The organism is Micromonospora sp. NBC_00389 (genome assembly GCF_036059255.1).
In the GTDB taxonomy this organism is placed as follows: domain Bacteria; phylum Actinomycetota; class Actinomycetes; order Mycobacteriales; family Micromonosporaceae; genus Micromonospora.
Genome location: NZ_CP107947.1, coordinates 3,753,836 through 3,778,740 on the forward strand (window position 1 = coordinate 3,753,836; position 24,905 = coordinate 3,778,740).

The 24,905-nt window shown below is 71.2% G+C and carries 18 protein-coding genes; 6 read left to right on the forward strand and 12 right to left on the reverse strand.

Features of this window, described 5'->3' with window-relative positions:
- Nucleotides 1–4: 4 nt before the first annotated feature.
- Nucleotides 5–1,141 carry a glycosyltransferase gene (locus OG470_RS17790; RefSeq protein WP_328425709.1) on the forward strand — a complete coding sequence of 379 codons (1,137 nt, stop codon included), beginning with the start codon at nucleotides 5–7 and terminating at the stop codon, nucleotides 1,139–1,141.
- A gap of 37 nt (nucleotides 1,142–1,178) precedes the next feature.
- Here OG470_RS17790 and OG470_RS17795 read toward each other — a convergent pair whose 3' ends face one another.
- The 4 genes from OG470_RS17795 to OG470_RS17810 all read right to left on the reverse strand — a co-directional run bounded on the left by OG470_RS17795 (nucleotide 1,179) and on the right by OG470_RS17810 (nucleotide 5,719).
- Nucleotides 1,179–1,838 (reverse strand): sugar transferase, encoded by a 660-nt coding sequence (locus OG470_RS17795; protein ID WP_328425711.1) that lies wholly within the window; start codon nucleotides 1,836–1,838, stop codon nucleotides 1,179–1,181.
- Nucleotides 1,839–2,050: 212 nt separating this feature from the next.
- Nucleotides 2,051–2,254, reverse strand: a complete 204-nt coding sequence (locus OG470_RS17800) for a hypothetical protein (protein WP_328425713.1) — start codon at nucleotides 2,252–2,254, stop codon at nucleotides 2,051–2,053.
- Between the two features lie 1,225 nt (nucleotides 2,255–3,479).
- Nucleotides 3,480–4,565 (reverse strand): GNAT family N-acetyltransferase, encoded by a 1,086-nt coding sequence (locus OG470_RS17805; RefSeq protein WP_328425715.1) that lies wholly within the window; start codon nucleotides 4,563–4,565, stop codon nucleotides 3,480–3,482.
- Nucleotides 4,562–5,719, reverse strand: coding sequence for an aminotransferase class I/II-fold pyridoxal phosphate-dependent enzyme (locus tag OG470_RS17810; RefSeq protein ID WP_328425717.1), 1,158 nt, complete (start codon nucleotides 5,717–5,719; stop codon nucleotides 4,562–4,564). The genes OG470_RS17805 and OG470_RS17810 overlap by 4 nt, the downstream gene beginning before the upstream one ends.
- Nucleotides 5,720–6,036: 317 nt before the next feature.
- On the opposite strand from OG470_RS17810, the gene OG470_RS17815 reads away from it, so the two are divergent.
- Together OG470_RS17815 and OG470_RS17820 are read left to right on the forward strand one after the other, a co-directional pair.
- Nucleotides 6,037–7,062 carry a DUF389 domain-containing protein gene (locus OG470_RS17815; protein ID WP_328425719.1) on the forward strand — a complete coding sequence of 342 codons (1,026 nt, stop codon included), beginning with the start codon at nucleotides 6,037–6,039 and terminating at the stop codon, nucleotides 7,060–7,062.
- A gap of 573 nt (nucleotides 7,063–7,635) precedes the next feature.
- Nucleotides 7,636–8,604, forward strand: a complete 969-nt coding sequence (locus tag OG470_RS17820) for an LCP family protein (protein WP_328425721.1) — start codon at nucleotides 7,636–7,638, stop codon at nucleotides 8,602–8,604.
- Nucleotides 8,605–8,687: 83 nt separating this feature from the next.
- On the opposite strand, the gene OG470_RS17825 is transcribed toward OG470_RS17820, so the two are convergent.
- Complete coding sequence (locus tag OG470_RS17825; RefSeq protein ID WP_328425723.1) at nucleotides 8,688–11,222, reverse strand: Tex family protein; 2,535 nt, start codon at nucleotides 11,220–11,222, stop codon at nucleotides 8,688–8,690.
- Nucleotides 11,223–11,309: 87 nt separating this feature from the next.
- Between OG470_RS17825 and OG470_RS17830 the strand changes: the two genes are divergently transcribed.
- On the forward strand, nucleotides 11,310–12,821 hold the full coding sequence (locus OG470_RS17830) for a deoxyguanosinetriphosphate triphosphohydrolase family protein (protein WP_328425725.1): 1,512 nt from the start codon (nucleotides 11,310–11,312) through the stop codon (nucleotides 12,819–12,821).
- 13 nt (nucleotides 12,822–12,834) lie between these two features.
- On the opposite strand, the gene OG470_RS17835 is transcribed toward OG470_RS17830, so the two are convergent.
- The 5 genes from OG470_RS17835 to OG470_RS17855 form a co-directional block, all read right to left on the reverse strand.
- Nucleotides 12,835–13,977: an MBL fold metallo-hydrolase gene (locus OG470_RS17835; RefSeq protein ID WP_328425727.1), complete on the reverse strand. Its 1,143-nt coding sequence runs from the start codon at nucleotides 13,975–13,977 to the stop codon at nucleotides 12,835–12,837.
- Nucleotides 13,978–14,090: 113 nt separating this feature from the next.
- Nucleotides 14,091–15,089 (reverse strand): serine hydrolase, encoded by a 999-nt coding sequence (locus OG470_RS17840; RefSeq protein WP_328425729.1) that lies wholly within the window; start codon nucleotides 15,087–15,089, stop codon nucleotides 14,091–14,093.
- A gap of 315 nt (nucleotides 15,090–15,404) precedes the next feature.
- Nucleotides 15,405–16,169: a succinate dehydrogenase/fumarate reductase iron-sulfur subunit gene (locus OG470_RS17845; protein ID WP_328425731.1), complete on the reverse strand. Its 765-nt coding sequence runs from the start codon at nucleotides 16,167–16,169 to the stop codon at nucleotides 15,405–15,407.
- Nucleotides 16,166–18,103, reverse strand: a complete 1,938-nt coding sequence (locus tag OG470_RS17850; protein WP_328425733.1) for a fumarate reductase/succinate dehydrogenase flavoprotein subunit — start codon at nucleotides 18,101–18,103, stop codon at nucleotides 16,166–16,168. The genes OG470_RS17845 and OG470_RS17850 overlap by 4 nt, the downstream gene beginning before the upstream one ends.
- Before the next feature lies 1 nt (nucleotide 18,104).
- Nucleotides 18,105–18,788 carry a succinate dehydrogenase cytochrome b subunit gene (locus OG470_RS17855; RefSeq protein ID WP_328425735.1) on the reverse strand — a complete coding sequence of 228 codons (684 nt, stop codon included), beginning with the start codon at nucleotides 18,786–18,788 and terminating at the stop codon, nucleotides 18,105–18,107.
- 83 nt (nucleotides 18,789–18,871) lie between these two features.
- Between OG470_RS17855 and OG470_RS17860 the strand changes: the two genes are divergently transcribed.
- Entirely contained in the window at nucleotides 18,872–19,801 is a 930-nt protein-coding gene (locus OG470_RS17860) for a LysR family transcriptional regulator (protein ID WP_328425737.1), read from the forward strand.
- A gap of 6 nt (nucleotides 19,802–19,807) precedes the next feature.
- On the opposite strand, the gene hrpA is transcribed toward OG470_RS17860, so the two are convergent.
- Nucleotides 19,808–23,878 (reverse strand): ATP-dependent RNA helicase HrpA, encoded by a 4,071-nt coding sequence (hrpA, locus tag OG470_RS17865; RefSeq protein WP_328425739.1) that lies wholly within the window; start codon nucleotides 23,876–23,878, stop codon nucleotides 19,808–19,810.
- 142 nt (nucleotides 23,879–24,020) lie between these two features.
- Here hrpA and OG470_RS17870 point away from each other — a divergent pair, with 142 nt between their 5' ends.
- Nucleotides 24,021–24,473, forward strand: a complete 453-nt coding sequence (locus OG470_RS17870) for a cytidine deaminase family protein (protein WP_328425741.1) — start codon at nucleotides 24,021–24,023, stop codon at nucleotides 24,471–24,473.
- 16 nt (nucleotides 24,474–24,489) lie between these two features.
- Here OG470_RS17870 and OG470_RS17875 read toward each other — a convergent pair whose 3' ends face one another.
- On the reverse strand, nucleotides 24,490–24,849 hold the full coding sequence (locus OG470_RS17875; RefSeq protein ID WP_328425743.1) for a YciI family protein: 360 nt from the start codon (nucleotides 24,847–24,849) through the stop codon (nucleotides 24,490–24,492).
- Between the last annotated feature and the right edge of the window lie 56 nt (nucleotides 24,850–24,905).

The following is a 24,905-nucleotide window of genomic DNA, read 5'->3' on the forward strand; positions in this document are numbered from 1 at the left end:
GTCCGTGCTCTTTCTGGCACCTCTGGGTGCGACCCTGGAAGGCTTCGTGGCGCCGGTGTCCCGCGCGCTCCGGCCATACGGGCTGCGACCGGTGGCCGTTGCCGGCCGTGGAAGCGTACCGCCGTCGCTGCACCGGAGCTTCGACGCAGTGCACGAGGTCGCGCCATTCCGGCGGGCAGGCCTCAGGAACCTCGCCCGAGCGGGACGAGACCTCGCACGGATTGTGCGCGAGGAGCGGGTGGATCTGCTGCACCTGCACACCCCGTACGCGGTCGCAGTCGGGCGTGTCGTCGCCCGGGTCACGAGGACTCCACACGTGGCGGTGGTGCACGGGACGCTCTTCGGTGCTCCCGGCAGGGCCGGTCAGCTCTTCTCGGTCATCGAGACGGTCTCGGCCCGGCTCACCCCCACCTACGTCACCCTCAACCCAGACGACCAGGAGATCTACCGCCGACTCGCTCCGCGCAGCAGGGTGCACTATGCGCCGTGCGGGGGAGCGGGTGTTGACGCGGAACGCCTGCGCGCCTCCGGGCCCGGCGAGCCGGTGGGGGAAGGGCGGCCGCCACGGGTCGTCGTCATGGGTCGGCTGACGCCGGACAAAAACTTCGACTTGGCCGTCAGCGCCTGGCGGGTGGCGCGGCGATCCTTACCGGACCTCGAACTACGGATCGTCGGCTCGACCAGCATCGGTGAGCCCGCATGGGTGCCGCCGGATGAGCCCGGCATCAGCGCGGTCGGGTGGACACCGGAACCGGGTGTCGAACTCGCTGCTGCCGATGTCGTACTGTCGACCAGCCCCCGTGAAGGGTTCGGGCTGACCGTGGCCGAGGCGTTGGTAATGGGAAAGCCGGTGGTGGCGGTCGACAATCGGGGGACGCGCGGGATCGCCGAAAAGGTCGCGGAAGGACTGATTCTCGTCCCGCCACGAGCTGCCTCCATCTCCTCGGCACTGCTCTCACAGCTACGGGCACGCACAGTACGAATCGGGCCGGGGGTGCTGGAGTCCTGGCGACAGGAGAACGTGGTCGCCTTTCACGCTTCGGTGATCCTCGACGCCCTCGCGAGATCAACTGGCGGTGGCCGCAGGGAAGGGCGAGGCGGAGCGGTCGCCGCGCCGGCGGAAACGGTGGCGGCTGGGTAGGTCAACCTGAAGCGCCGCCCGCCGCCCGCCAGTGTGATCAGGCCGGGGGCGCGCCGCCACGGTCGGCGTTCGTCAGCGACACTGAGTCGGCGGTGCCGAGGAACTCGGGGGCGGTCGCGTAACCGTCCGCTGTGATGCCCTCGCCGCGGAGGACCACGACCACCGTCTCCAGCAGGATGCGCAGATCAAGGCGGAGACAGCGCGCATCGACGTAATGCACATCGTAGCTGAACTTCTTCTCCCAGCTCAGCGCGTTGCGCCCGCGTACCTGGGCCAGTCCGGTTATGCCGGGCCGTACCTCATGGCGGCGTGCCTGCTCCGGCGTGTACCGCTCGAGATATGACACCATGAGCGGGCGCGGCCCTACCAGGCTCATGTCGCCGCGCAGAACATTCCAGAGGGTCGGCAGTTCGTCCAGACTGCTCGAGCGCAGCCACCTGCCGAAACGGGTCAGCCGCTCGCCGTCGCTGACCCGACCTGGACCGATCGGATGCATCGTCCGGAACTTCCGAAGCTCGAACAACCTGCCGCCGAGACCTGGCCTCGTCTGCCGGAAGAGCACGGGGCGGCCCATCATCAGGGCAACCGCGACGCCTACGCCCAGCAGGACCGGTGACAGGACCAGCAGAGCGAGGCCGGCGAACAGCGCGTCGAGTCCCCGTTTGACGCGGTCGTAGGGCTGACGGTGCGCAGGCATGGAACCACCGGATTTCCGTGTGCCCGCATCCGCCCGGTCAGAGCCGCTCAGCCTCGTACTGTTCACTCTTGCTCCTATCTGGGAGAAACACTCGGCTGTCGGTCCGGGGACGTCGTGATCGGGTGGGGCACGGTTGTCCGTTCGTGCCGCGACGGATACCGTTGGCGCAGCTTGCGCACGACCGTCGCCGCCTGTCGCATGTCACTGCCGTTTCACCGGAAGTCGGTGTGCGGGTGGAGCATCCGGCGGCAGAAGTCCAACTGGTTCGGTGGTGTGCCCTCCGGGGCGATGTCCCAGAGCACAGCCGGGTAGACGTTCCTGGCGATCAGTCCGTGGCGGACGGACTCGCGTCGTTCGGGCGAGTCGAACTCCAGCACCACGTCGAAGGTGCGGGTGTGGACCACTACGCCGGGCACGGTTCCGCAGGCACGAAGCGAGCTCCGCGGCGGCGATCCGGCGCCGGCGCAGGTCCTGAGCGGGGAGGACGTGCAGGGCCTGCCGGGAGCGGTCGGAGATGCCGCTCACCGGGGCCGAGCGGAACCCCGCATCACCTGCGGCGTAGAGCGGGAGATATTCCTCCTTCCGCAGCGGCGCGCCGTCCAGATAGGCCGTTTTCAGGCACATCGCGGAGAGGCCCCGGCTGACCGTGGCGAGGTGACCCTCGGTCGGCGGCACGGCGGGCGGCAGCGGGCGGCCGTTGCCCGACCAGAGCATTCCACCGTCGGGCAACGGCAGGGTCTTGTACAGCGAGGCGAAGACGTAGGCGGCCCGTGACCGGTCGAGCCAGGGTGCGACCTGGTCGTGCGTCACGTCGATGATCATGGCCGCCGGAGTTGACGGCAGTAGGGGCGGCTCGCCGAAGTACGAAACGGTGATCACCGCGTCTCCGGGACCGGCCTCGGGCCGCGGGTGGGGACCCAGCGGTCCGCTGTCGTACCGCCGCACGGAGATTAGGTCGACGATGCCATCCACTACGGCCGGGCAGTAGTAGGCCGGCACGTGAACCGCCTCCCACCCGTACTCCCGCCGGCCGAACTCGACGAGGGCCCACAGCGCCTGCCGCCCGGACCCGAAGAACCGGACCTGCTCGGGGGGTTCAACGCGACTGTCGCCGGAGGGCAGCAACATCGGGAACGCGGATCCGACCTCCCAGCGGTCACCGTTTCTCATTCGACCAGCTCCATCCGGAACCACATCGCTCTCCTCACTTGCGCTGCAGCCGAGGCGGGGATCCGACTTCCCGGGATCCCCGCCGTCAGTGGCTGCGCCTGCACCTGAACGCCGAGCCCGGCGTAGGGACCGCGAGGCGGCACGTCGGACGGGGGGACTCCACCGCGGATTGTCGATGCATAGACCGGCGGTCAGCCACGGCTCGCGCCGGGTCCTCCGGCTATCGGTTATGCCGGACAAATCCATTTCTAACAGGCCTCATGCGGTTATGTTCCTGTTATCCCCCAAATATGACTTACCCAGCGCTCTCCGGAGCTTGGCGAAACCGCCTCGACATCAGACTGTTGGCGGCGACGCGGGCGCCGTGGCCCATCGCGCTCGCTGTCGCCTTCGACCCGTCGAGGCAGGTGGGACCACGGAGAGTGCTGGACGCCCCACACCCGGCCGTGGATGGACGTGGGCGCGCGCCGGTCAGGCCGGTACGGGCGGCAGGTCCTGCCGGTACGCGGGAAAGAAGCCGGGAAGCGGTTGCCAGCCGGCGAGCCGGCCCCGCGCCTCCGCCTGGTGCGCGTCGACCAGTCGCGCGTACGTCCACTCATCGAATACCCTGGTGCCGACCGCGTAGGGGACCAGGCCACGGGGGGCGAAGGCTCGCTTGTAGCGGAAGATGCCGTCCTCGGGTGCGTACCCGCCGCCGAGTACGACATGTGTCATCCCGTGCTCCTGCCCCCACCGGAAGACCTCGAACTTCAGCAGGTCGTTCGGTCGCAGGTCGAACGCGGACCGTTCGGTGCCACCCAGGTACGAGTAGAGCGTGTGGGCGGACCGGAGGAGGAGTTCGGTGGAGACCACGCGCCCGTCGTGCAGGGCGTGGAAGAACGCAAAGTCTCCGGGTAGCTCGTGGAGGATGCTCTCGAAGAACTCTCGGGGGAAGTAGTAGCCCGTCCTGGCGTGGCGACGGTCCATCGTGCCCTGGTAGATCTGGAGGAAGTCGTCCAGCCGTGCCCCGGTCTCGTCGACCTCGATCCGGACACCCAGCCGCCTGGCCTTGTTGACGTTCTTGCGGACCTTGTGGTCGAACTCCTGCCACATCTGGTCCCGAGGCGTCCGCAGGTCACGCACCACGTTGACGAGCTTTTGCTCAGTCTGACCCGGGTACGGCAGGCGCCGGTCCTCGAAGAGACAGAGGCGGCTGAACTCCGACACCACCCTGCGGGACCGGCAGAAGTCGTCAAACGCCGACCAGAACTCCTTTGCCTCCACCTCATTCGCACCACAGTGGAACGCCCCGCCGTAGCCGTACGGGCTGATGATGTCGGAAACCGGCCGCCCCGGGCGGACCAGATGCCGTGCAGTGACCGGCCGGAGTACGAACGGGTACAGGATGAACCCGGACTGCGTTTCGGCATAGGCCGCGAGCGGTTCATCCCGCTCACCAGCGAAGAGGCGTACGTAGGAAGGGTGGGCGAACACCTCCCGGGCGGCCCACGCCCGGTGCACCGCCAGCCATCGCGTCGCGTCCGCGGTCCTTCGGGCGTTCCAGATCTCGAAGTTCATCTCACTGTCTCATCCCCGCCGGGGCATCGGCCCTCGAGGAACTGTTCGATCGAATTGAGCACCCGGACAACCTGGCTCTCGGTCATCGCGGTGCCGCTGGGCAGGGTGAGGCCGTTCTCGAAGAGCCGCTGCGCGGCGCCGGTGAGCAGCGCGCGCGCACCGGCGAAGACAGGCTGAAGATGCATCGGCTTCCAGACTGGCCGGGTCTCGATGTCATTCGCGCCGAGGTGGGCGGCGAGGTCCGGCGCCCGCCAGCCGGCGGCTGCCGGATCGATGGCGATAGTGGTTAGCCAGCAGTTGGCATCCACGTCATCGTCGGCGAGCAGGCGTACGCCAGGGACCGCGGCGAAGAGTTTCGCGTAACGCTCCCGCAGCCGGCGCCGCCGCGCCACGACCTCGTCCAACCGGCGCAGCTGTGCCCGACCGAGTGCGGCGAGCACGTTGCTCAGCCGGTAGTTGTAGCCCACGTCGGTGTGTTCGTAGTGGGACACCGGCTGGCGGGCCTGGGTCGACAGGTAGCGGCAGCGGGCGATCAGGTCGGCGTCGTCCGAGAGGAGCATCCCGCCGCCGGACGTTGTGATGATCTTGTTGCCGTTGAACGAGAGCACCCCGGCCCGGCCGAACGACCCGGCGGCCCGGCCGTGCCGGGTCGACCCGAGCGCCTCCGCGGCATCCTCCACGACCGGTACCTCGGCCTCGGCGCAGAGCGGCAGGATTCGGGAGTAGTCGGCGCAGGCTCCGAACATGTCCACCGGCATCACGGCGGCGATCCTGCGGCCGCGGGCGCGCAGGTTGCGCAGGAGCTCGTCCAGCAGCGCCGGATCGAGGTTGCCGGTGGCGGGCTCGCAGTCGACGAAGACGGGTTCCGCTCCGGTGTAGAGCACGGCGTTGGCCGTCGCGACGAACGTCAGGGTGGGGACCACGACGACGTCCCCGGGCCGTACGTCGAGGCCGAGCAGGGCCAGGTGCAGGCCGGCGGTTCCCGAGGCCAGCGCCACCGCGTGCGCGCAGCCGACCCGCTGGGCGACCTCGCGTTCGAACGCCTCTAGGTGCGGTCCCGCCGGTGCGACCCATCCGGATCGGAGCGCGTCCAGGACGTAGGACTCCTCGAGTGGGCCGACATCGGGAGGCGACAGGAGGACCGGATCGGTCACGGGACAGACTCCTTGGTGGATGCGACCACCGGTCGCCCGCGCAACCGTCGGGTATAGGCATCGAGGGCATCCGGCGCTCAGTGTGCGGTTCGGGCATACGCGTCCGACCCGCTCGAATGTTCTTTCGAGGTTAACGAGGAGAATGTCCCCCCGTGGCCGTATTGCCATCTTTCGGGGATAAGTGATGCAACCCTCGGCGCGGCAATCGTCCACCGTGGGCGCAGGCTGGAGGGTGGCCGAGTCGGTCTTCGATTCCCAGGAAACTGCCCCGTAGAGTGGGCCGACCACGATGTCGCCGAATGGCGGATGGGGGAGGCATGCTACACCTGAGGATCATCGCTCCCGCCGACCAGACGGCGGCGGTGGCCGACCTGCTGGCCGCGGATCCCGGGGTCACTCACCTGGCCGTGCTCAACGGAGCCGGCCGCCAGCCCGCGGGCGACCTGATCCTCTGCGACGTCGTGCGGGAGAGCGCGGACGGCGTGCTGCACGGACTCCGGCAGTTGGGGGTCGAGGCCCGCGGTGGGATTGCCGCCGACGATGTGGAGTTGACCCTGTCGACCGCCGCCGACCGGGCCGCCCGGGACGCTCCGGGCAGCGGCGCCGACGCGCTGGTCTGGGACGAGATCGCCGCCAAGACCGGTGAGCAGACCGAACTGTCCGGGACCTACCTGGTCCTGATCGTCGTCGCCACCATGATCGCCGGGATCGGCGTGCTCCTCGACCAGCCCATCCTCATCGTCGGTGCGATGGTGGTCGGCCCCGAGTTCGGTCCGCTCGCCGCGCTCTGCGTCGCGCTGCTGCGGCGCAAGGCGAAAATCATCCTGCGGTCGGTGCAGGCCATCGTGGTCGGGTTCCTGGTCGCCATGGTCGCCACCGTGCTGAGTACATGGGCGCTCACCGCCGCCGGTCTCGTCAGTCGGGAGATGCTGCTCGCCGACCGGCCGCTCACCGACTTCATCTGGCGGCCGGACGCGCTCTCCTGGGTGGTCGGCCTGCTGGCCGGGGTGGCCGGGATGCTCTCGCTCACCTCGAAGAAGTCCGGGTCACTCGTCGGGGTGCTGATCTCGGTCACTACCGTGCCCGCGGCCGCGAACGTCGCCGTCGCCGCCGCGTACGGGGTCTGGCACGAGGCCGCCGGGTCGGCGCTTCAGTTGGTCATCAACCTCTGCGCCATCGTCCTCGCCGGCCTCGTGACCCTGGCCCTGCAACAGCTGTGGTGGTGGAATGTGGCTCGCCGCACCACCGGGCCGATCGCCCCCAGGCGTCCCCGCCCTCCAGCCGACGATCGAGCAGCGTCCGCAGGGGTACGGATTCGCCATCCCGACCGCCCGCTCCGATGACCAGCGGCGGCGGTTGCGGTCGCGGGTCGGCGCCGAGCAGCCGGGCCCGCAGGCTGGCCGCGACGGTCAGCAGGTAGAACCGTCCGTCGGCGTCGACCGCCCGGGACCGGGCCCGGTCGATGTACCACCCGGTGAGCCGGGTCCGGTAACCACCGGGGCCGTCGTAAGGCTTGACGGCCGGCGGCACGGTGCGCAGAGCGCGCCGGGTCGCTTCGGCCGCGAACCGGGCGACGAGTTCCGCGGCCTCGGCCTGTTCGGCCGCGCGGCGCCGCTCCTCGGCCGCCGCGCGTGCCCGCACCGCCCGCTGCCGCTGCTCGTGCCATGTCGGGCCGTTGTCCTCCACGTCTGGACGGTACGCGATGCGCTGTCGCTCGCCCCTTCCGAAAGCCCGTACTGGCCATACATCGGTTCGACTGCCTGCATCGCCTTTAGCGGGTAATGTCCGTATTCATGGTGGAGCAGGCGCATCCTGGCGAGATCGGTCGGTCGTCCCGACCGCCGTGGAATCCGCGGGGCGACGACACCGGTCGACGGCGACGTCGACGGTGGTTGCCGAGGAGCCGGTGGGCCCGGGTGACCATCCTCGTCGCCGCCCTCGTGCTGCTGGTGATCGGCGGCGGTGGGGTCGGCGGGTGGCTCTACGTGCGGTCACTGGAGAAGCAGGTCGAGAAGGTGGACGCCTTCAACGGGCTGCAGGAGGAGCAGCGACCGGTCCGGGCCGCGGATTCCGCGCTCAACTTCCTCGTGGTCGGCAAGGACCAGTCCGAGCCGGGCGACACCGTCTCACGTACCGACAGCATCATGCTGATCCACGTACCGCACAGCCGGGACCGGGCTCAGCTCATTTCGATTCCGCGGGACACCTGGACCACCATCCCCGCCTCCCTTGTGGAGGACGGCGGAGGCCCGACGAAGGCGAAGATCAACGCCGCGTACGCCTGGGGCGGGACGCCCCTGCTGGTCCGGACGATCGAGGGCTTCACCGGCGTACGCATAGACCACGTGGTCGAAGTCGACTTCGTCGGCTTCGGCAAGGTCATCGATGCGCTGGGCGGGGTCGACGTCACGGTCGATCGGGCCTTCACGTCGAGCGTGCCGCCCGGGCGTGTCTACGAGCCCGGCGTGCATCACATGGACAGCGCGGTTGCCCTCGAGTACGCGCGGGAGCGGCACCAGTTCGCCGACGGGGACTACAGCCGAATGCGCCACCAGCAGGCCATCATCGCCGCGGTGATGCGGAAGGCCAGCAGCAGGGGCGTCCTGACCAATCCGGGCCAGCTCAACGACTTCCTCCAGGGGACGGCCGGCGCCGTGCAGGTGGACCAGAAGCTGTCGGTCTTCGACACCATCTGGAACCTAAGCGGCGTCAGCGCCGAGGATGTCACCATGTTGACCAGCCCCACAACTGGCGTGGGGATGGTCGGCGACCAGAGCGTGTTCTTCCCCGACCTGGCCGCCTCGGCGAAACTTTTCGCGGCGGTCAAGAACGACACCATGGACGAGTGGCTGGCCGAGAACTCCCCGGCCCGCAATCCCAACTGACGAGCCGACTGCAGACGGTGGAGCGGCCCCGCTCGCGTGGCGCCGGGCCGCCGCCCGTTCGGACCAGACTGGCCCGGCCTGCCTCAGGCCAGGCCGGCCCGCCGCAGCGCATCCGCCATCGCGTCGTTGGTCGGGGGTGGGGTGGAGCCGCCTCGGCCCTGCAGCTGCTGCGGCCCGCCCCGGGAGGTGCCCCGGTCCCCCCGCGCGCCAGCCCGACCGTCGCCCTGCCGGCTCTGACCACCGCGCTGGCCACCCTGGCCACCGCGCTGGCCACCCTGGCCACCGCGCTGGCCATCCTGGCCACCGCGCTGGCCGCCCGCGCCGCCGCGCTCGCCTCGGGGACCGCCCCGCTCGCGGCGGCCCCCCTCGGGCGACCGGCCGGTGCTCGCCCCAGCCTCGTCCTCCAACCGCAGGGTCAGCGAGATCCGCTTGCGCGGCACGTCCACGTCGAGCACCTTGACCCGCACCACGTCCCCGGACTTCACCACGTCCCGCGGGTCCTTGACGAAGGTGTTCGACATCGCCGAGACGTGCACCAGGCCGTCCTGGTGCACGCCGACGTCGACGAACGCGCCGAACGCGGCGACGTTGGTGACCACGCCCTCCAGCACCATGCCCGGGGTGAGGTCGCTGATCTTCTCCACGCCTTCGACGAAGGTGGCGGTGCGGAACTCGGGCCGCGGGTCCCGGCCGGGCTTCTCCAGCTCGGCGAGGATGTCGGTGACGGTGGGCAGGCCGAACGTGTCGTCGACGAAGTCGGTGGCCCGCAGCCCGTGCAGGATCGCCGACTTCCCGATCAGCGAGCGCACGTCCTGCCCGGTGCTGGCCAGGATCCGGCGGACCACCGGGTAGGCCTCCGGGTGCACGCTGGAGGAGTCCAGCGGGTCGTCGCCACCGGGGATGCGCAGGAAGCCCGCGCACTGCTCGAACGCCTTCGGGCCGAGCCGGGCCACCTTCTTCAGCTCCGCCCGGGAGCGGAACGGGCCGTTGGCGTCCCGGTGCAGCACGATGTTCTCCGCCAGCCCGGCGCCGATGCCGGAGACCCGGGTGAGCAGGGGAGCCGAGGCGGTGTTGACGTCGACGCCGACCCCGTTGACGCAGTCCTCGACCACCGCGTCCAGCGAACGGGAGAGCTTCACCTCGGACAGGTCGTGCTGGTACTGCCCGACGCCGATCGAACGCGGGTCGATCTTTACCAGCTCGGCCAGGGGGTCCTGCAGCCGCCGGGCGATCGAGACCGCGCCGCGCAGCGACACGTCCAGCCCGGGCAGTTCCTGAGACGCGTACGCGGAGGCGGAGTAGACCGACGCGCCGGCCTCGGAGACCACCACCTTGGTGAGGTTGAGCTGCGGGTGCCGCTTGATCAGCTCACCGGCGAGCTTGTCGGTCTCCCGGGAGGCGGTGCCGTTGCCGATCGCGATCAGCTCGACGCCGTGCGCCCCGGCGAGCCGGGCCAGGGTCTCGATGGAGGCGTCCCACTGCCGCCGCGGCTCGTGCGGGTAGATGGTGTCGGTGGCGACCACCTTGCCGGTGGCGTCCACCACGGCCACCTTGACGCCGGTGCGCAGGCCCGGGTCGAGGCCCATGGTGGACCGGGTGCCGGCCGGGGCCGCTAGCAGCAGGTCGCGCAGGTTGGTGGCGAAGACCCGGACGGCCTCCTCCTCGGCCGCCTGCCAGAGTCGCATCCGCAGGTCCGCCCCGAGGTGGATGAGGATCCGGGTACGCCAGGCCCAGCGGACCGTGTCGGCCAGCCAACGGTCGGCCGGGCGGCCCGCGTCGGACACGCCGAACCGGCCGGCGATGGCCGCCTCGTACCGGCTCGGGCCGGTCGGCGCGGCGTCCGCCTCGCCGGCCTCCTCCGGTTCCATGGTCAGGTCGAGCACGCTCTCCTTCTCGCCCCGGAACATGGCCAAGATCCGGTGCGAGGGCAGCTTCGGGTACGGCTCGGAGAAGTCGAAGTAGTCGGCGAATTTGGCGCCGGCGGCCTGCTGGCCCTCGCGTACCCGGGAGACCAGCCGGCCCCGCGACCACATCTGCTCACGCAGCGTGCCGATCAGGTCGGCGTCCTCGGCGAAGGTCTCGATCAGGATCGCCCGGGCGCCCTCCAGCGCGGCGGGGGCGTCGGCGACGCCCTTCTCCGGGTCGACGAACCCGGCGGCGGTGGCCCGCGGGTCCTGGGTCGGGTCGGCCAGCAGCGTCTCGGCCAGCGGCGCCAGCCCGGCCTCTCGGGCGATCTGCGCCCGGGTGCGCCGCTTCGGCTTGTACGGCAGGTAGATGTCCTCCAGCCGGGACTTCGAGTCGGTGGCCATGATCTGCGCTTCCAGGGCCTCGTCCAGCTTGCCCTGGCCGCGGATCGACTCCAGCACCGCGGCCCGCCGCTCGTCCAGCTCCCGCAGGTAGCGCAGCCGCTCCTCCAGGGTGCGCAGCTGGGTGTCGTCGAGCAGGCCGGTGGCCTCCTTGCGGTAGCGGGCGATGAACGGCACGGTGGCGCCGCCGTCGAGCAGCTCCACGGCCGCCCGCACCTGACGCTCGGCCACGCCGAGCTCGTCGGCGATCCGCTGATGAACAGACTGGGTCACGATCTCGATCCGCCTTCGGAAGTGGGTACCGCCCTGCATTGTGCCGGGCGAACCCGGGCGCTGTCGCCGCGCCCGGCCGGGGCGACCCGGCGGCGGCCCCGCCGGGCCTGCGCTAGCGTGGCGATCATGGAATCAGCTGCGGAGCCGCGCGCCCGGCGGCTCTTCGGCGGCAGCGCCCGGGCCCTCGGCGACCTCACCGCCAACCCGTTTCGCGCCGACCGGGACCGGATCGTCGGCTCGCCCTTCTTCGCTCGCCTCGGCGGTGTCACGCAGGTGATCAGCCCGGTCGGCTCCGGCCTGCTGGTGCACAACCGGCTCACCCACAGCCTGAAGGTCGCCCAGGTGGCCCGGGCGATCGCCGAGCGGCTGACGGCCGACGAGCGGTGGCGCGACCTGCTGGACAAGCTCGGCGGCTGCGACCCGGACGTGGTGGAGGCCGCGGCGCTCGCCCACGACCTCGGCCACCCACCGTTCGGGCACCTGGGGGAGCGGGTGCTGGACCGGCTGGCCCGGCAGCGCCTCGGCCTCACCGACGGCTTCGAGGGCAACGCCCAGTCGTACCGGATCGTCACCAGCACCGAGATCCGCGGCGCGGCCACCACCGGGTTGGACCTGACCGCCGCGGTCCGCGCGGCGATGCTGAAGTACCCGTGGACCCGGCTGGACTACCCCGACTCGCACCCCCGCCTGCTGGACCCGCCGCCGCGCGGGGCCACCCCGCCGCCGGACGACCCGGAGAGCGGCTCGTCGAAGTTCGGCGCGTACCGGACCGAGCTCGACGACCTGCGGCAGGCCCGAGAGCCGTTCGCCGGCCGCATACCGGACTGGCAGCAGACCGTGGAGGCGTCCGTGATGGACACTGCCGACGACATCGCGTACGCCATCCACGACGTGGAGGACTTCTACCGGGTCGGGGTGCTCCAGCAGGGCTCGGTCTCCGCCGAGCTGATGGCCTGGCAGCGGGAGAGCGGGCACTTCCGGGCGATCACCGACGCGGCGCTGGCCACCGCGGCCCGGCGGCCCGGTGCGGCGATCGAGCGGCTGCGCCGGCAGCTGCACAGCAAGGACGCCTGGATCGCCGACGACGACGCGTTCGCCGCCGCAGTCGAGCACGTCCGGGAGGAGTTGGTCGACGGGCTGCTGGCGATGCCGTTCGACGGCTCGATCGAGGCCGAGCAGTACATGGCGCGATTCTCCGCCCGCTGGTCCACCCGCTTCGTCGAGGCGATCACGGTGACCGAGCACCCGTCGGTGCGCTCCGGGTACGTGCTGCTCGGCTGCGCCCAGTGGCACGAGGTGCAGGTGCTCAAATTCGTGCACCACCGGTTCGTGCTGGCCCGCCCGGACCTCGCCCTGCACCAGCGCGGCCAGGCCCGCCTGCTGGGCACCCTGGTCGAGGCGCTGTGGGAGTGGCTGCTCGACCCGGAGGAGGAGTCCCGGCTGCCCCGCCGGCTGCACGACCTGGTCGAGCTGGCCGAGGCGGAACTGCACCCGCGCACCCCGGACCGGATCGGCCGGGCCCGGGGGCGGGCCATCGTGGACTTCGTCGCGCAGCTCACCGACGGCCAGGCGGTGGCCATGCTGGACGCGCTTTCCGGCCGCTCCGGCGCGCTCTGGACCGACGCCTTCGTGCTCTGAACGGCTTACCCCGTCAGGCGACCGACTGCCACCAGCCGTCCACGGCCGGCGGATCATCGACCACCACCCGCTCACCCGGGCGGGGCACGGCCAGCTGGACATCGCGGGCCTTCGCCTCGGCCCACAGCCGGTTCACCGGCTCGGACCAATCGTGCAGGGCCAGGTTGAACGTCGCCCAGTGCACCGGGATGAACAGCCCGCCGCGCAGGTCGAGGTGGGCGTTGACCGCCTCCTCGGGGAACATGTGGATGCTCGGCCAGGCCCGGTCGTACGCGCCGATCTGCATCAGCGTCACGTCGAACGGCCCATGCTCCGCGCCGATCGCCGCGTAGCCGGCGAAGTAGCCGGAGTCGCCGGTGTAGAAGACCTTGCGTCGGGCCCCGGCGACCACCCAGGAGCTCCAGAGCGTGCCGTCGCGGCGCAGCCCCCGGCCGGAGAAGTGCTGGGCGGCGGTGGCGGTGATCTCCAGCCCGGCGACCTGGTGCGACTCGGCCCAGTCCAGCTCGATGATCCGGTCGGCGGGTACGCCCCACCGGTCCAGGTGTGCGCCCACCCCGAGCGGCACCAGGAACGGTGCGGACTGCCCGGCCAGCAGTGCCCGCACGGTGGCCATGTCCAGGTGGTCGTAGTGGTCGTGGGAGATCAGGATGGCGTCCAGCGGCGGCAGCTCGTCCAGGCGCACCGGCGGCTCGTGCAGCCGGCGGGGGCCGACCAGGCCAGACGGCGAGCAGCGCTCGCTCCAGACCGGGTCGAGCAGCACCCGCCGGCCCTCGATCTCGATCAGCGCCGAGGCGTGGCCGTACCAGACGATGGTGAGCTCGTCGGCGGTGTCGGCGGCCTGCGGTGCGCTCGGACGCAGCAGCGGCACGGGCGCGGTCGGGCGCCGCTTCTGCTTGCCGAAGATCAGCTCGCGGAGCAGGTTGCGGCCCGGGTCGGCGACCATGGTGCGGGTGCCGGCCTGGTTGTGGAAGGTACCGTCGCGAAACTGTGGCGAGCGGGCCGCCCGTTCGGCCCGGGCCCCGGCGAGCCGGCCGCCGAGTGCCGCCGGCACGTCCCGGGCCACCCAGGCCAGGCCGGCCAGCGCGGCCAGCCCGGCCGTGCCCCGCATCCGTCGCCCGAGCGACCGTTCGATGTCCGTGCGCTCCGCTGGTGCCATCGCCGTCCCTCCGCCGTGTCCCGCACTACACGGTAGTCACCCGGGCCGGCTCGTGCTCCAGCGGTCGGCGCACCGGATCGGTCGCCGCCACGGCGACCGATCCGGGACCGGGCTCAGCCGCCGTTACTGGGCCGCCGTGCCGCCATCCGGTACGCCGTGCCGGCGCCGGCGAGCCGGTCCACCGCGGCCAGGAACCGGGGGCCCATGGCGGCCCGGGCCTGCACCGCCGGGTGGGTGGCGCCGAAGTCGTCCGGGTCGGCCTGCCTGTCGGCGAAGAGCGCGTAGGTGAGCACCGCGGCGCCGGATCGGTCGAAGATCACCCCGGCCTCGTGCCGGGCGTCGGCGAACCAGCCGGCCTTGGTGGCGATACGCGCCCGCTCCTCCGAGGACATGGTGCGCCGGATGCCGTCGGTGAACGCCACCGGGGAGCGCAGCAGCCCGAGCAGGAACGCCGTCGAGGTGGGCGAGAGCAGGGTGCCGGCGACCAGGGCGCGCAGCAGGTCGTGCGTCTCCCGGGGGGTGCTGGTGCCGAGGAAGAACCGGTTCGGATTGGCCACCGGCTCGACCTGGGTGTTCGGGAAGCCCTTGGCGACCAGGATGGCGTTCAGCTCGGCGGCCGGGCAGACCAGCCCGCACAGCCGCACCGCCGTATCGTCGGAGACGGTCAGCAGGGTGGCCAGCACGTGCCCGAGAGTCACGCTGCTCGGGTACGCGCCGTCCAGGCTGAAGATGCCGTCACCGCCCGGCACGACGATCGCCGCGGTCACCTCGACCCGCTGGTCCAGTGTCAGCAGCCCTCGGTCGACCTTGTCCAGGACCGTCGTGGCCACCGCGATCTTGTTGAGGCTGTACGCCTCGATCCGCCGGTCCGCCTCGGCCGTCACCGCGACCACCGGCGGGCCGGCCGGGTCGGTCACGCTCACGTACGCCTGCCAGTTGCCGCCGGCCTCGGTGCTGTGCCGGGTATAGCTGGTGGCGACCCGACGGCCGGCCTGGGCCGGAGTGGTCGGGGCGGCCTCGGTGCCCTCAGCGGCGCTCGCCGGGGCGGTGGCGCCGAGCACCGTACCGGCGGTGGCCACCGTGCCCAGCCCGAGCGCGGTCCTGCGGTTCACTCGGATGGTCAATCGTCTCCCCCATCGTGGTCGGCCGGAGCGTTTGCCGGCCCACCACCCTAGGCGAGTTGATCGATGCATGGTGCCCCCCGACGCCCTTACCCGAGCCGCCGGCGCATGCCCATCGGCTCGTGGCCGAGGACGTCGCCGGGCTTCAGGTACGGCCCGAGCACCTCGTACAGGTGCTACCCGCAGGGGAGGGCTTGAACCGGCTGCCCGGATCGCGGAGCGGGCCGGCGGGAGATGACGCGACCGCCGCGCCAGCGAGGTGGCGCGGCGGTCGCGTCGCGGAGCTGCCCCGGGCGGGGCGGGCGGTCAGGCGCCGGGGGTGTTGTCGGCCCGCTTCGAGGTGGCCATGAGGTAGTCGCGGTTGAGCCGCCCGATGGTGTTCAGCGGGATGCCCTTCGGGCAGGCCGGGGTGCACTCGCCCGCGTTGGTGCAGCCGCCGAAGCCGGCCTCGTCGTGCGCGTCGACCATGCCGATCACCCGGGTGTACCGCTCGGGCTGGCCCTGCGGCAGCAGCGAGAGCTGGGTGAGCTTGGCGGCGGTGAAGAGCATGCCGGAGCCGTTCGGGCAGGCCGCCACGCACGCACCGCAGCCGATGCAGGCCGCCGACTCGAAGGCGGCGTCCGCGTTGGCCTTGGCCACCTGGGTGGAGTGCGCCTCAGGCGCGCTGCCGGTCGGCGCGGTGATGTAGCCACCGGCAGCGATGATCTTGTCAAAGGCGCCCCGGTTGACCACCAGGTCCTTGATGACCGGGAAGGCGCTGGCCCGCCACGGCTCGATGTCGATCGTCTCGCCGTCCTTGAACTGCCGCATGTGCAGCTGGCACGCGGTGGTACCGCGCTGCGGCCCGTGCGCGTCACCGTTGATCATCAGACCGCACATGCCGCAGATGCCCTCGCGGCAGTCGTGGTCGAACGCCACCGGGTCCTCGCCGGCGAGGATCAGCCGCTCGTTGAGCACGTCGAGCATCTCCAGGAACGACATGTCCGGGGACACGTCGTCGACCGGGTAGGTCACCATCCGACCCTTGTCCTCAGGGCCCTTCTGGCGCCAGATGCGCAGGGTCAGGTTCACTTGTAGCTCCGCTGCGTGGGGTGGACGTATTCGAACTTCAGGTCTTCCTTGTGCAGCACCGAGGGCTCACCGGTGGCGGTGAACTCCCAGGCCGCCACGTACGCGAACCGTTCGTCGTCGCGCTGCGCCTCACCGTCCGGGGTCTGGTGCTCGGCCCGGAAGTGGCCGCCGCAGGACTCCTCGCGGTGCAGGGCGTCGATGCACATCAGCTCGGCCAGCTCGAAGAAGTCGGCCACCCGGCCGGCCTTCTCCAGCGACTGGTTGAGCCCCTCGCCCTCGCCGGACACCTTGACCCGCTGCCAGAACTGGTCGCGCAGGGCGCGGATCTCGTCGATCGCCTTGCGCAGCCCGGCCTCGCTGCGCTCCATGCCGCAGTGCTCCCACATGACCTGGCCCAGCTCCCGGTGGAACGAGTCCACGGTCCGGTCGCCGTTGACCGCCAGCAGCCGCTGGATCCGGTCCTCGACGTCGGCGCGCGCCTCGATCGCCGCCGGGTGGCTGGAGTCGACCTTGTCCAGCGGGCCCGAGGCCAGGTAGTTGGCGATGGTGGTGGGCAGCACGAAGTAGCCGTCGGCCAGGCCCTGCATCAGCGCTGAGGCGCCGAGCCGGTTCGCGCCGTGGTCGGAGAAGTTCGCCTCGCCGATCACGAACAGGCCCGGGATGCTCGACTGGAGGTCGTAGTCGACCCAGAGGCCGCCCATCGTGTAGTGCACGGCGGGGTAGATCCGCATCGGCACCTCGTACGGGTCCTCGCCGGTGATCCGCTCGTACATCTCGAAGAGGTTGCCGTACTTGGCCTCGATGGCCTTGCGGCCCAGCCGGCCGATCGCGTCGGCGAAGTCCAGGTAGACACCGAGCTTGGTCGGCCCGACGCCCCGGCCCTCGTCGCAGACGTTCTTCGCGGCACGGGAGGCGATGTCCCGGGGGACCAGGTTGCCGAAGGAGGGGTAGATCCGCTCCAGGTAGTAGTCCCGCTCGTCCTCGGGAATGTCCCGGGGGTTGCGGTCGTCGCCCTTGGTCTTCGGCACCCAGACCCGGCCGTCGTTCCGCAGCGACTCGCTCATCAGGGTCAGCTTCGACTGGTGGTCGCCGGAGACGGGGATGCAGGTCGGGTGGATCTGGGTGTAGCACGGGTTGGCGAAGTACGCGCCCTTGCGGTGCGCCCGCCAGGTGGCGGTGACGTTGCAGCCCTTGGCGTTGGTGGAGAGGTAGAAGACGTTGCCGTAGCCGCCGGAGGCGAGCACCACGGCATCGGCCATCTCGGTGCTGATCTCGCCGGTGACCATGTCCCGGACGACGATGCCCCGAGCCTTGCCGTCCACGATGACCAGCTCCAGCATTTCGTGCCGGGTGTTCATCTCGACGTTGCCGAGGCCGATCTGTCGCTCCAGCGCCTGGTACGCGCCGAGCAGCAGCTGCTGACCCGTCTGGCCCCGGGCATAGAAGGTGCGCTGCACCTGGGCGCCGCCGAAGGAGCGGGTGTCCAGCAGGCCGCCGTACTCGCGGGCGAACGGCACGCCTTGGGCGACACACTGGTCGATGATGTTGACCGAAACCTCGGCCAGCCGGTGCACGTTCGACTCCCGGGAGCGGAAGTCGCCGCCCTTGACGGTGTCGTAGAACAGCCGGTGCACCGAGTCGCCGTCGTTGCGGTAGTTCTTCGCGGCGTTGATGCCACCCTGCGCCGCGATCGAGTGCGCCCGGCGCGGGCTGTCCTGGTAGCAGTAGGACTTGACGTGGTAGCCCTGCTCGGCCAGCGTGGCCGCGGCCGAGCCGCCGGCCAGGCCGGTGCCGACCACGATCACCGTCATCTTGCGGCGGTTGGCGGGGTTGACCAGCTTGGCCTCGAAGCGCCGGGTTTCCCAGCGCTTCTCGATGGGGCCGTCGGGAGCCTTCGTGTCGGCGATCGGGTCGCCCTCGGTGAAGAGTTCCATGTCAGGACACCAATCCGGTGAGTACGGCGAACGGGACCACCAGGTACCCGGCGCAGAGCAGGACGGCGAAGATGAGCGCGGCGGTGCGCGCCCGGCGCTCACCCCGCGGCGTCTGCTGGCCGAGGCTGCGGAACGCGCTGAAGGCACCGTGCCGCACGTGGAAGCCCACCGTGACGATGGCGAGGGTGTAGAAGAGCGTGACGTACCAGCGCTCCGGCGCGAAGTCGGCGACGACGTTGCCGTACGGCTTGCTGGGGTCGCCGACCGGGTTCAGCGTGCCGGTGGTCAGGTCCAGGAGGTGGTAGATCACGAACAGCAGGATGATCACCCCGCCCCAGCGCATCGTGCGGGCCGCGTAGCTGCCGTTGACCTTCTTGCGGTGGGCGTACTTGACCGGGCGGGCCGCGCGGGCCCGCCGGGCCAGCACGGTCGCGGCCACGATGTGCGCGACGACGGCCACCACCAGCCCGATGCGCAGGATCCACAGGAACCACACGCCCGGCAGCAGCGGCTTGCCGATGTCGCGCAGCCAGTGCGCGTAGTGGTCGAACGAGGTCTCGCCCGTGAACACCTTCAGGTTTCCGAGCATGTGCGCGATCAGGAACAGCGCCAGCAGGATGCCCGTCACCGCCATGACGGCCTTGAGGCCGACGTTCGAGCGGATGGGCGACCGAGTTTTCGTCATTACCACGCAACCGACGCTAGGAGCACTCGGATCAGTCGTCCAATGCATCAAACTCGCAGTCTTGATAGCCGTAAGCTATGTAGATGCAGCTCCATCAGCTCCGGTACTTCGTTGCGGTGGCGGAAGTTCGACATTTCACCCAAGCCGCCGACATCGTCGGCATCACTCAGCCATCTCTCAGTAAGCAAATTCACGCTCTGGAGACCGACCTCGGGGCGCCCCTCTTCGAGCGGGTACGGGGCAACATCACCCTCACCGCGGCCGGTGAGGTGCTGCTGCCGTTGGCCACCCGGATCCTCGCCGACGTGGACACCGCGACCCGCGAGGTGCAGGAGTTGGTCGGGCTGCGCCGCGGTCGGGTCCGGCTCGGCGCCACCCCGAGCCTGGCCACCTCGCTCGCCCCACCGGTGCTGCGCCGGTTCCGCGACGCGCACCCCACCGTCGACCTCAAGGTCGAGGAGGGTGGGTCCCAGGACCTGGTGCGCGACCTGCTCCGCGGCGACCTCGACCTGGCTTTGATCATCATGCCGGCCCAGGGCGCCGACCCCGGGCTGCGCGTCGACCCGATCCTGCGCGAGAGCCTGGTGGTGGCGTCGGTGGAGGAGGTGCCGACCGCCTCGGCAGCCGGGGAACTACGCATCACCGACCTGCGCGGCCAGCCGATGGTGATGTTCCGCGAGGGCTACGACCTGCGCGATGCCACCATCCAGGCGTGCCGGGAGGCGGGCTTCGAGCCGACCTTCGCGGTGGACGGCGGCGAGATGGACGCGGTGCTCAGCTTCGTCGAGGCCGGGCTCGGTATCGCGCTGGTGCCCGGCATCGTGCTGGCCCGCCGGCCGGGGGTGCGAATCACGCCGCTGGCGGCACCCGGGGTGCGGCGGACCATCGCGGTGGCCCGTCGGCGGGACGTCGTGCCGACCCACGCCGGCCGGGAGCTTCGCCGGATCCTGCTCGACTACATACAGTCGGCGATCGATCGTGACGAGCTCCCGCCCGGGGTGGATCCGCTCTGACCGCCGTCAGCGGCCCTCGGCGTCGTCCATCGCCCGGTAGATCCGCTGCTCCGAGACGGGGTACGGGGTGCCCAGCGCCTGGGCGAAGACGTTCACCCGCAACTCCTCGATCATCCAGCGGATCTGCCGGACGGCCGTCTCCTGCCGACGCGCCGGTGGCAGCGCGGCGAGCAGGTCGGCGTACTCCTTCTGCACCGCCGCGACCCGGTCCTGCTGCTGGCGGTCCCGCTGCGGGTTGCCACCCAGCCGTTCCAGCCGGCGCTCGATGGCGGTGAGGTACCGCAGCAGGTCGGGCAGCCGGGCGTACCCGGTCTCGGTGATGAAACCGGCGTGCACCAGCCCGGCGAGCTGGTTGCGGATGTCGGCCAGCGCGGCCACCACGGCGAGGTTCCGGGTGGCGCCGAGCCGCTGCTCGACGGCGTACGCGGCGGCGAGCACCTTGCGTACCCGGTCCATCACCTCGACCACGGTGTCGACCAGGTCGGCGCGGACCTTCTCGCGCAGCGCCGCGAACCCCTCGGGGTCCCACGCGGGCCCACCGGCGGCACCGATCAGCCGGTCGATGGCCGCGCCCGCCGCGTCCTCGATCAGCTCCTGCACGCCGCCGTGCGGATTGCGGCTCAGCGCCAGCTTCGCCTCGTTGTTCAGCCGGCCCTGCAGGAACCGCGCCGGGGACGGCACGGTGAGCCGCAGCAGCCGGCGGGTGCCGGCCCAGTGCGCCGCCTCCGCCTCGGCCGGGGAGTCGAAGACCTTCACCCCGACCGTGGCGCCCTCGTCGACCAGCGCCGGGTACGCGGTCACCGCGTAGCCGGCCCGGACCTGCTCGATGGTGCGCGGCAGCGTGCCGATGCTCCACTCGCGCAGCCCGGTGCGGGCCACCTCCGGCGCGGCGGCCGCCACCACCTGGCGTACCTCCTGGCGGAGCTGGCGTTGCAGGGCCGTCAGGTCCTTGCCCTCGGCGACCGGCTTGTCGTCGGCGTCGAGCACCCGGAAGGTGACCCGCAGGTGGGCCGGGAGCTTGGCCGGTTCCCAGGCGTCGCGGGGCACGGTCACCCCGGTCATCCGGCGCAGCTGCCGGGTGAGCGCGTCCAGCAGCGGCTCCTCGCCCGGGGTGATCGCCGCCAGGGCGGCCCGGGCGTAGTCCGGCACCGGAACGAAGTTGCGGCGCACCGGCTTGGGCAGCGAGCGGATCAGCGCGATCACCGTCTCCTCGCGCAGCCCCGGCACCTGCCAGTCGAAGCTCTCCGCCGGCACCTGGTTGAGCAGCGGCAGCGGGATGTCCACGGTGACGCCGTCGGTCGGCGTACCCGGCTCGAACCGGTACGTCAGCGGCAGAGTCACCCCCTGGGTCTGCCACTCGTCCGGGTAGTCGCCCTCGTCGACACCCAGCCGGCCGTCATTGACCAGCAGGTCGCGGGTGAAGGTGAGCAGGTCCGGCTGGTCCCGGCGGGTCTTCTTCCACCAGGTGTCGAAGTGCCGGCCGGAGACCACGTCGGCCGGGATCCGCTGGTCGTAGAAGCCGAAGATGGTCTCGTCGTCGACCAGGATGTCCCGGCGCCGAGCCCGGCTCTCCAACTCCTCGATCTCGGACAGCAGCCGCTGGTTGTCACCCCAGAACTGGTGGTGGGTCTGCCAGTCGCCCTCGACGAGGGCGTGCCGGATGAACAGCTCCCGGCTCAGCGCCGGGTCGATCCGCCCGAAATTGACCTTGCGAGAGGTGACCAGCGGAATGCCGTACAGGGTGACCTTCTCGTAGGCCATCACCGCGGCCTGCTTCTTCTCCCAGTGCGGCTCGCTGTAGCTGCGCTTGACCAGGTGCTGCGCGAGCGGTTCGACCCACTCCGGCTCGACCCGGCCGGCGATCCGGCCCCAGAGCCGGGAGGTCTCCACCAACTCGGCGGCCATCACCCAGCGCGGCGGCTTCTTGAACAACGCCGAGCCGGGAAAGAGCGCGAACTTGGCGCCTCGGGCACCCAGGTACTCGTGCTTCTGGGCGTCCTTCAGGCCGATGTGCGACAGCAGGCCGGGCAGCAGCGACTGGTGGACCTTCGGGGTGTCGATCTCCTCCGGCAGGTCGGCGCCGCCGCGGCGGCTCGCACCCCGGCCGGCGTCCGCGCTGTCCGCCGTGTCGCGCGCCGGTCGCCCGCCGCGCCGGTCGCCGTCCTCGGGGGTACGCAGAACCTGGCGCAGTTGGGCGACGATGTCCTGCCACTCGCGGACCCGCAGGTAGTTCAGGTACTCCGCCTTGCACATCCGGCGGAACGCGCTGGAGGAGAGTTCCCGCTGCTGCTCCCGCAGGTAGCGCCAGAGGTTGAGGAAGGCGACGAAGTCCGACTCCTTGTCGGCGAACCGGGCGTGCGCCTGGTCGGCCTGGGCCTGCTTCTCCGCCGGCCGCTCCCGGGGGTCCTGGATGGACAGCGCGGCGGTGATCACCAACACCTCGGTGGCGCAGCCGTTGCGCTCGCCCTCGACCACCATCCGGGCCAGCCGCGGGTCGACCGGCAGTTGGGCCAGCCGCCGGCCCAGCGCGGTGAGCCGCTTCGCCGGGTCTGTCTCGGCTGGGTCCAGCGCGCCCAACTCGTGCAGCAGGTTGACGCCGTCGGTGATGTTGCGTCGGTCCGGCGGGTCGATGAAGGGGAACGCGGCGAGGTCGCCGAGCCCGATCGCGGTCATCTGGAGAATGACCGACGCCAGGTTGGTGCGCAGGATCTCCGGGTCGGTGAACTCCGGCCGGGAGAGGAAGTCCTGCTCGTCGTAGAGCCGGATGCAGATGCCGTCCGAGGTGCGGCCGCAGCGCCCCTTGCGCTGGTTGGCCGACGCCTGGGAGATCGGCTCGATCGGCAGCCGCTGCACCTTGAGGCGACTGGAGTAGCGGGAGATCCGGGCGGTGCCCGGGTCCACCACGTACTTGATGCCGGGCACGGTCAGCGAGGTCTCCGCGACGTTGGTGGCGAGCACCACCCGGCGCGAGGTGTGCGCGGCGAAGACCCGGTGCTGCTCGGCGCTGGAGAGCCGGGCGTACAGCGGGAGGATCTCGGTGCCGAGCAGCGAACGTTTCGTCTGCACCAGCTTGCCCAGCACGTCGGCGGTGTCCCGGATCTCCCGTTCCCCGCTGAGGAAGACCAGGATGTCGCCGGGCCCTTCGGCGGCCAACTCCTCGACGGCGTCGCCGATCGCCTGGATCTGGTCGCGGACGGTCTCCTCGTCGCCGTCGCCGTCCTCCTCGCCCTCGGCGACCTCGACCAGCGGCCGGTAGCGCACCTCCACCGGATAGGTTCGCCCCGAGACCTCCACCACCGGCGCCGGTACGCCCTGCGGCTCGTCGGCGGTCGGCGGCCCGGCGAAGTGCCGGGCGAAGCGGTCGGTCTCGATGGTCGCCGAGGTGATGATCACCTTGAGGTCGGGTCGCCGGGGCAGCAGCTCCCGCAGGTACCCGAGGATGAAGTCGATGTTGAGGCTGCGCTCGTGCGCCTCGTCGATGATCAACGTGTCGTACTGGCGCAGCATCCGGTCGGTCTGCAGCTCGGCCAGCAGGATGCCGTCGGTCATCAGCTTGACCAGGCTGCGCTCGCTGACCTGGTCGGTGAAGCGCACCTTGTAGCCGACCACGTCGCCCAGTTCGGTGCCCAGCTCGTCGGCGATCCGGTCGGCCACCGTACGGGCTGCCAGCCGCCGGGGCTGGGTGTGCCCGATCAGCCCGTGCACCCCACGCCCCAGCTCCAGGCAGATCTTGGGGATCTGGGTGGTCTTGCCGGAGCCGGTCTCGCCGGCCACGATCACCACCTGGTGATCACGGATGGCGGCGGCGATGTCGTCCTTGCGCTCGCTGACCGGCAACCCCGCCGGGTACGTGATCACAGGTACGGCTGCCCGCCGGGCGGCGATCCGCTGCTCGGCACGGGCCAGGTCGGTGGTGATCTCGGCCAGCGCGGCCTCCCGGCGCTGCGGGTCGCGCAGCTTGCGGGCACCGTCCAGGCGCCGCTGGAGCCGGCGCTGGTCGCGGAACATCAGAGGGGAGAGGCGGCGGTGCAGCTCGCGAACCGGGTCGGTCGCGGCGGAGGCGGCTGGATTCTGCATGTCGTGCCCAAGGATAGGCAGCCCGACGACGTACCGCCGCCGGGTTATCGCGCGGCCGGTCCTTCGACGGCCGGACGGCGTCTCTCGACCGCCGGACGGCGGTCTAGAGTTGGCGGCCGACGTCGAGCGCTGGGGGGCCGGTATGGAGCTGCGGGACACCGACCGGGCGCTGGTGCAGGCCGCCACGGCGGTCGCGAAGCTGCGCTGCCGCAGCGAGAACCACAGCGTGGCGGCGGCCGTCCGGACCGCCGACGGGCGGGTCTTCACCGGGGTGAACGTCTACCACTTCACCGGAGGCCCGTGCGCGGAGATCGTCGCGGTCGGCGCCGCCGCCACCCAGGGCGTGACCGAGCTGGAGACCATCGTCGCGGTGGGGGACCGGGGGCGCGGGGTCATTCCGCCGTGCGGACGGTGCCGGCAGGTGCTGCGCGACTACTTCCCGGCCCTGCGGGTGATCGTCGGTCCGGCGGACGCCCTGCGGGTCGTCGAGATCGACGAGCTGCTGCCGGAGACGTACGTCTGGGCCGACCACCAGGTCGATCCGGGGGCGACCGGGGGCGTCGTGCCCGTGGCGCGCACCGGCGCGGCCGGCTGAGCCCGCCGGCGTCGGATCAGTCGCCGGCTGCCGCCTCCAGCATCGACCGGGGCATCGGCACGCTCTCGAACCGTACGTTGCCCTCCGGCACCATCCAGCTCATCACCTGCACGGCCAGGCGCCCGGCCCGCACCGCCGGATCGTTGTGGTACAGCTCGCGGGCCGCGTCCGGGTCCACCGAGAGCACGACGAAGCCGCGCAGCCGCTCGTCGTCGGTGTCCAGGAGCGGACCGGCCGCGAGTACGAGACCCTGCTCCACCAGCCCCGCCTGATGGGCCAGGTGGGCGTTCTGCAACCGGTCGACCGCGTCCAGCGGCAGCTCCGGGGCGTCCGCCGGCCGCACCAGGAGTACGACCGTGTGCTGGTCGAATCGCATGCCCCCACCCTAGGCGCGGGTGGCCCCTCGGCGTGGGCGTCCGTCCTGGTCAGCGG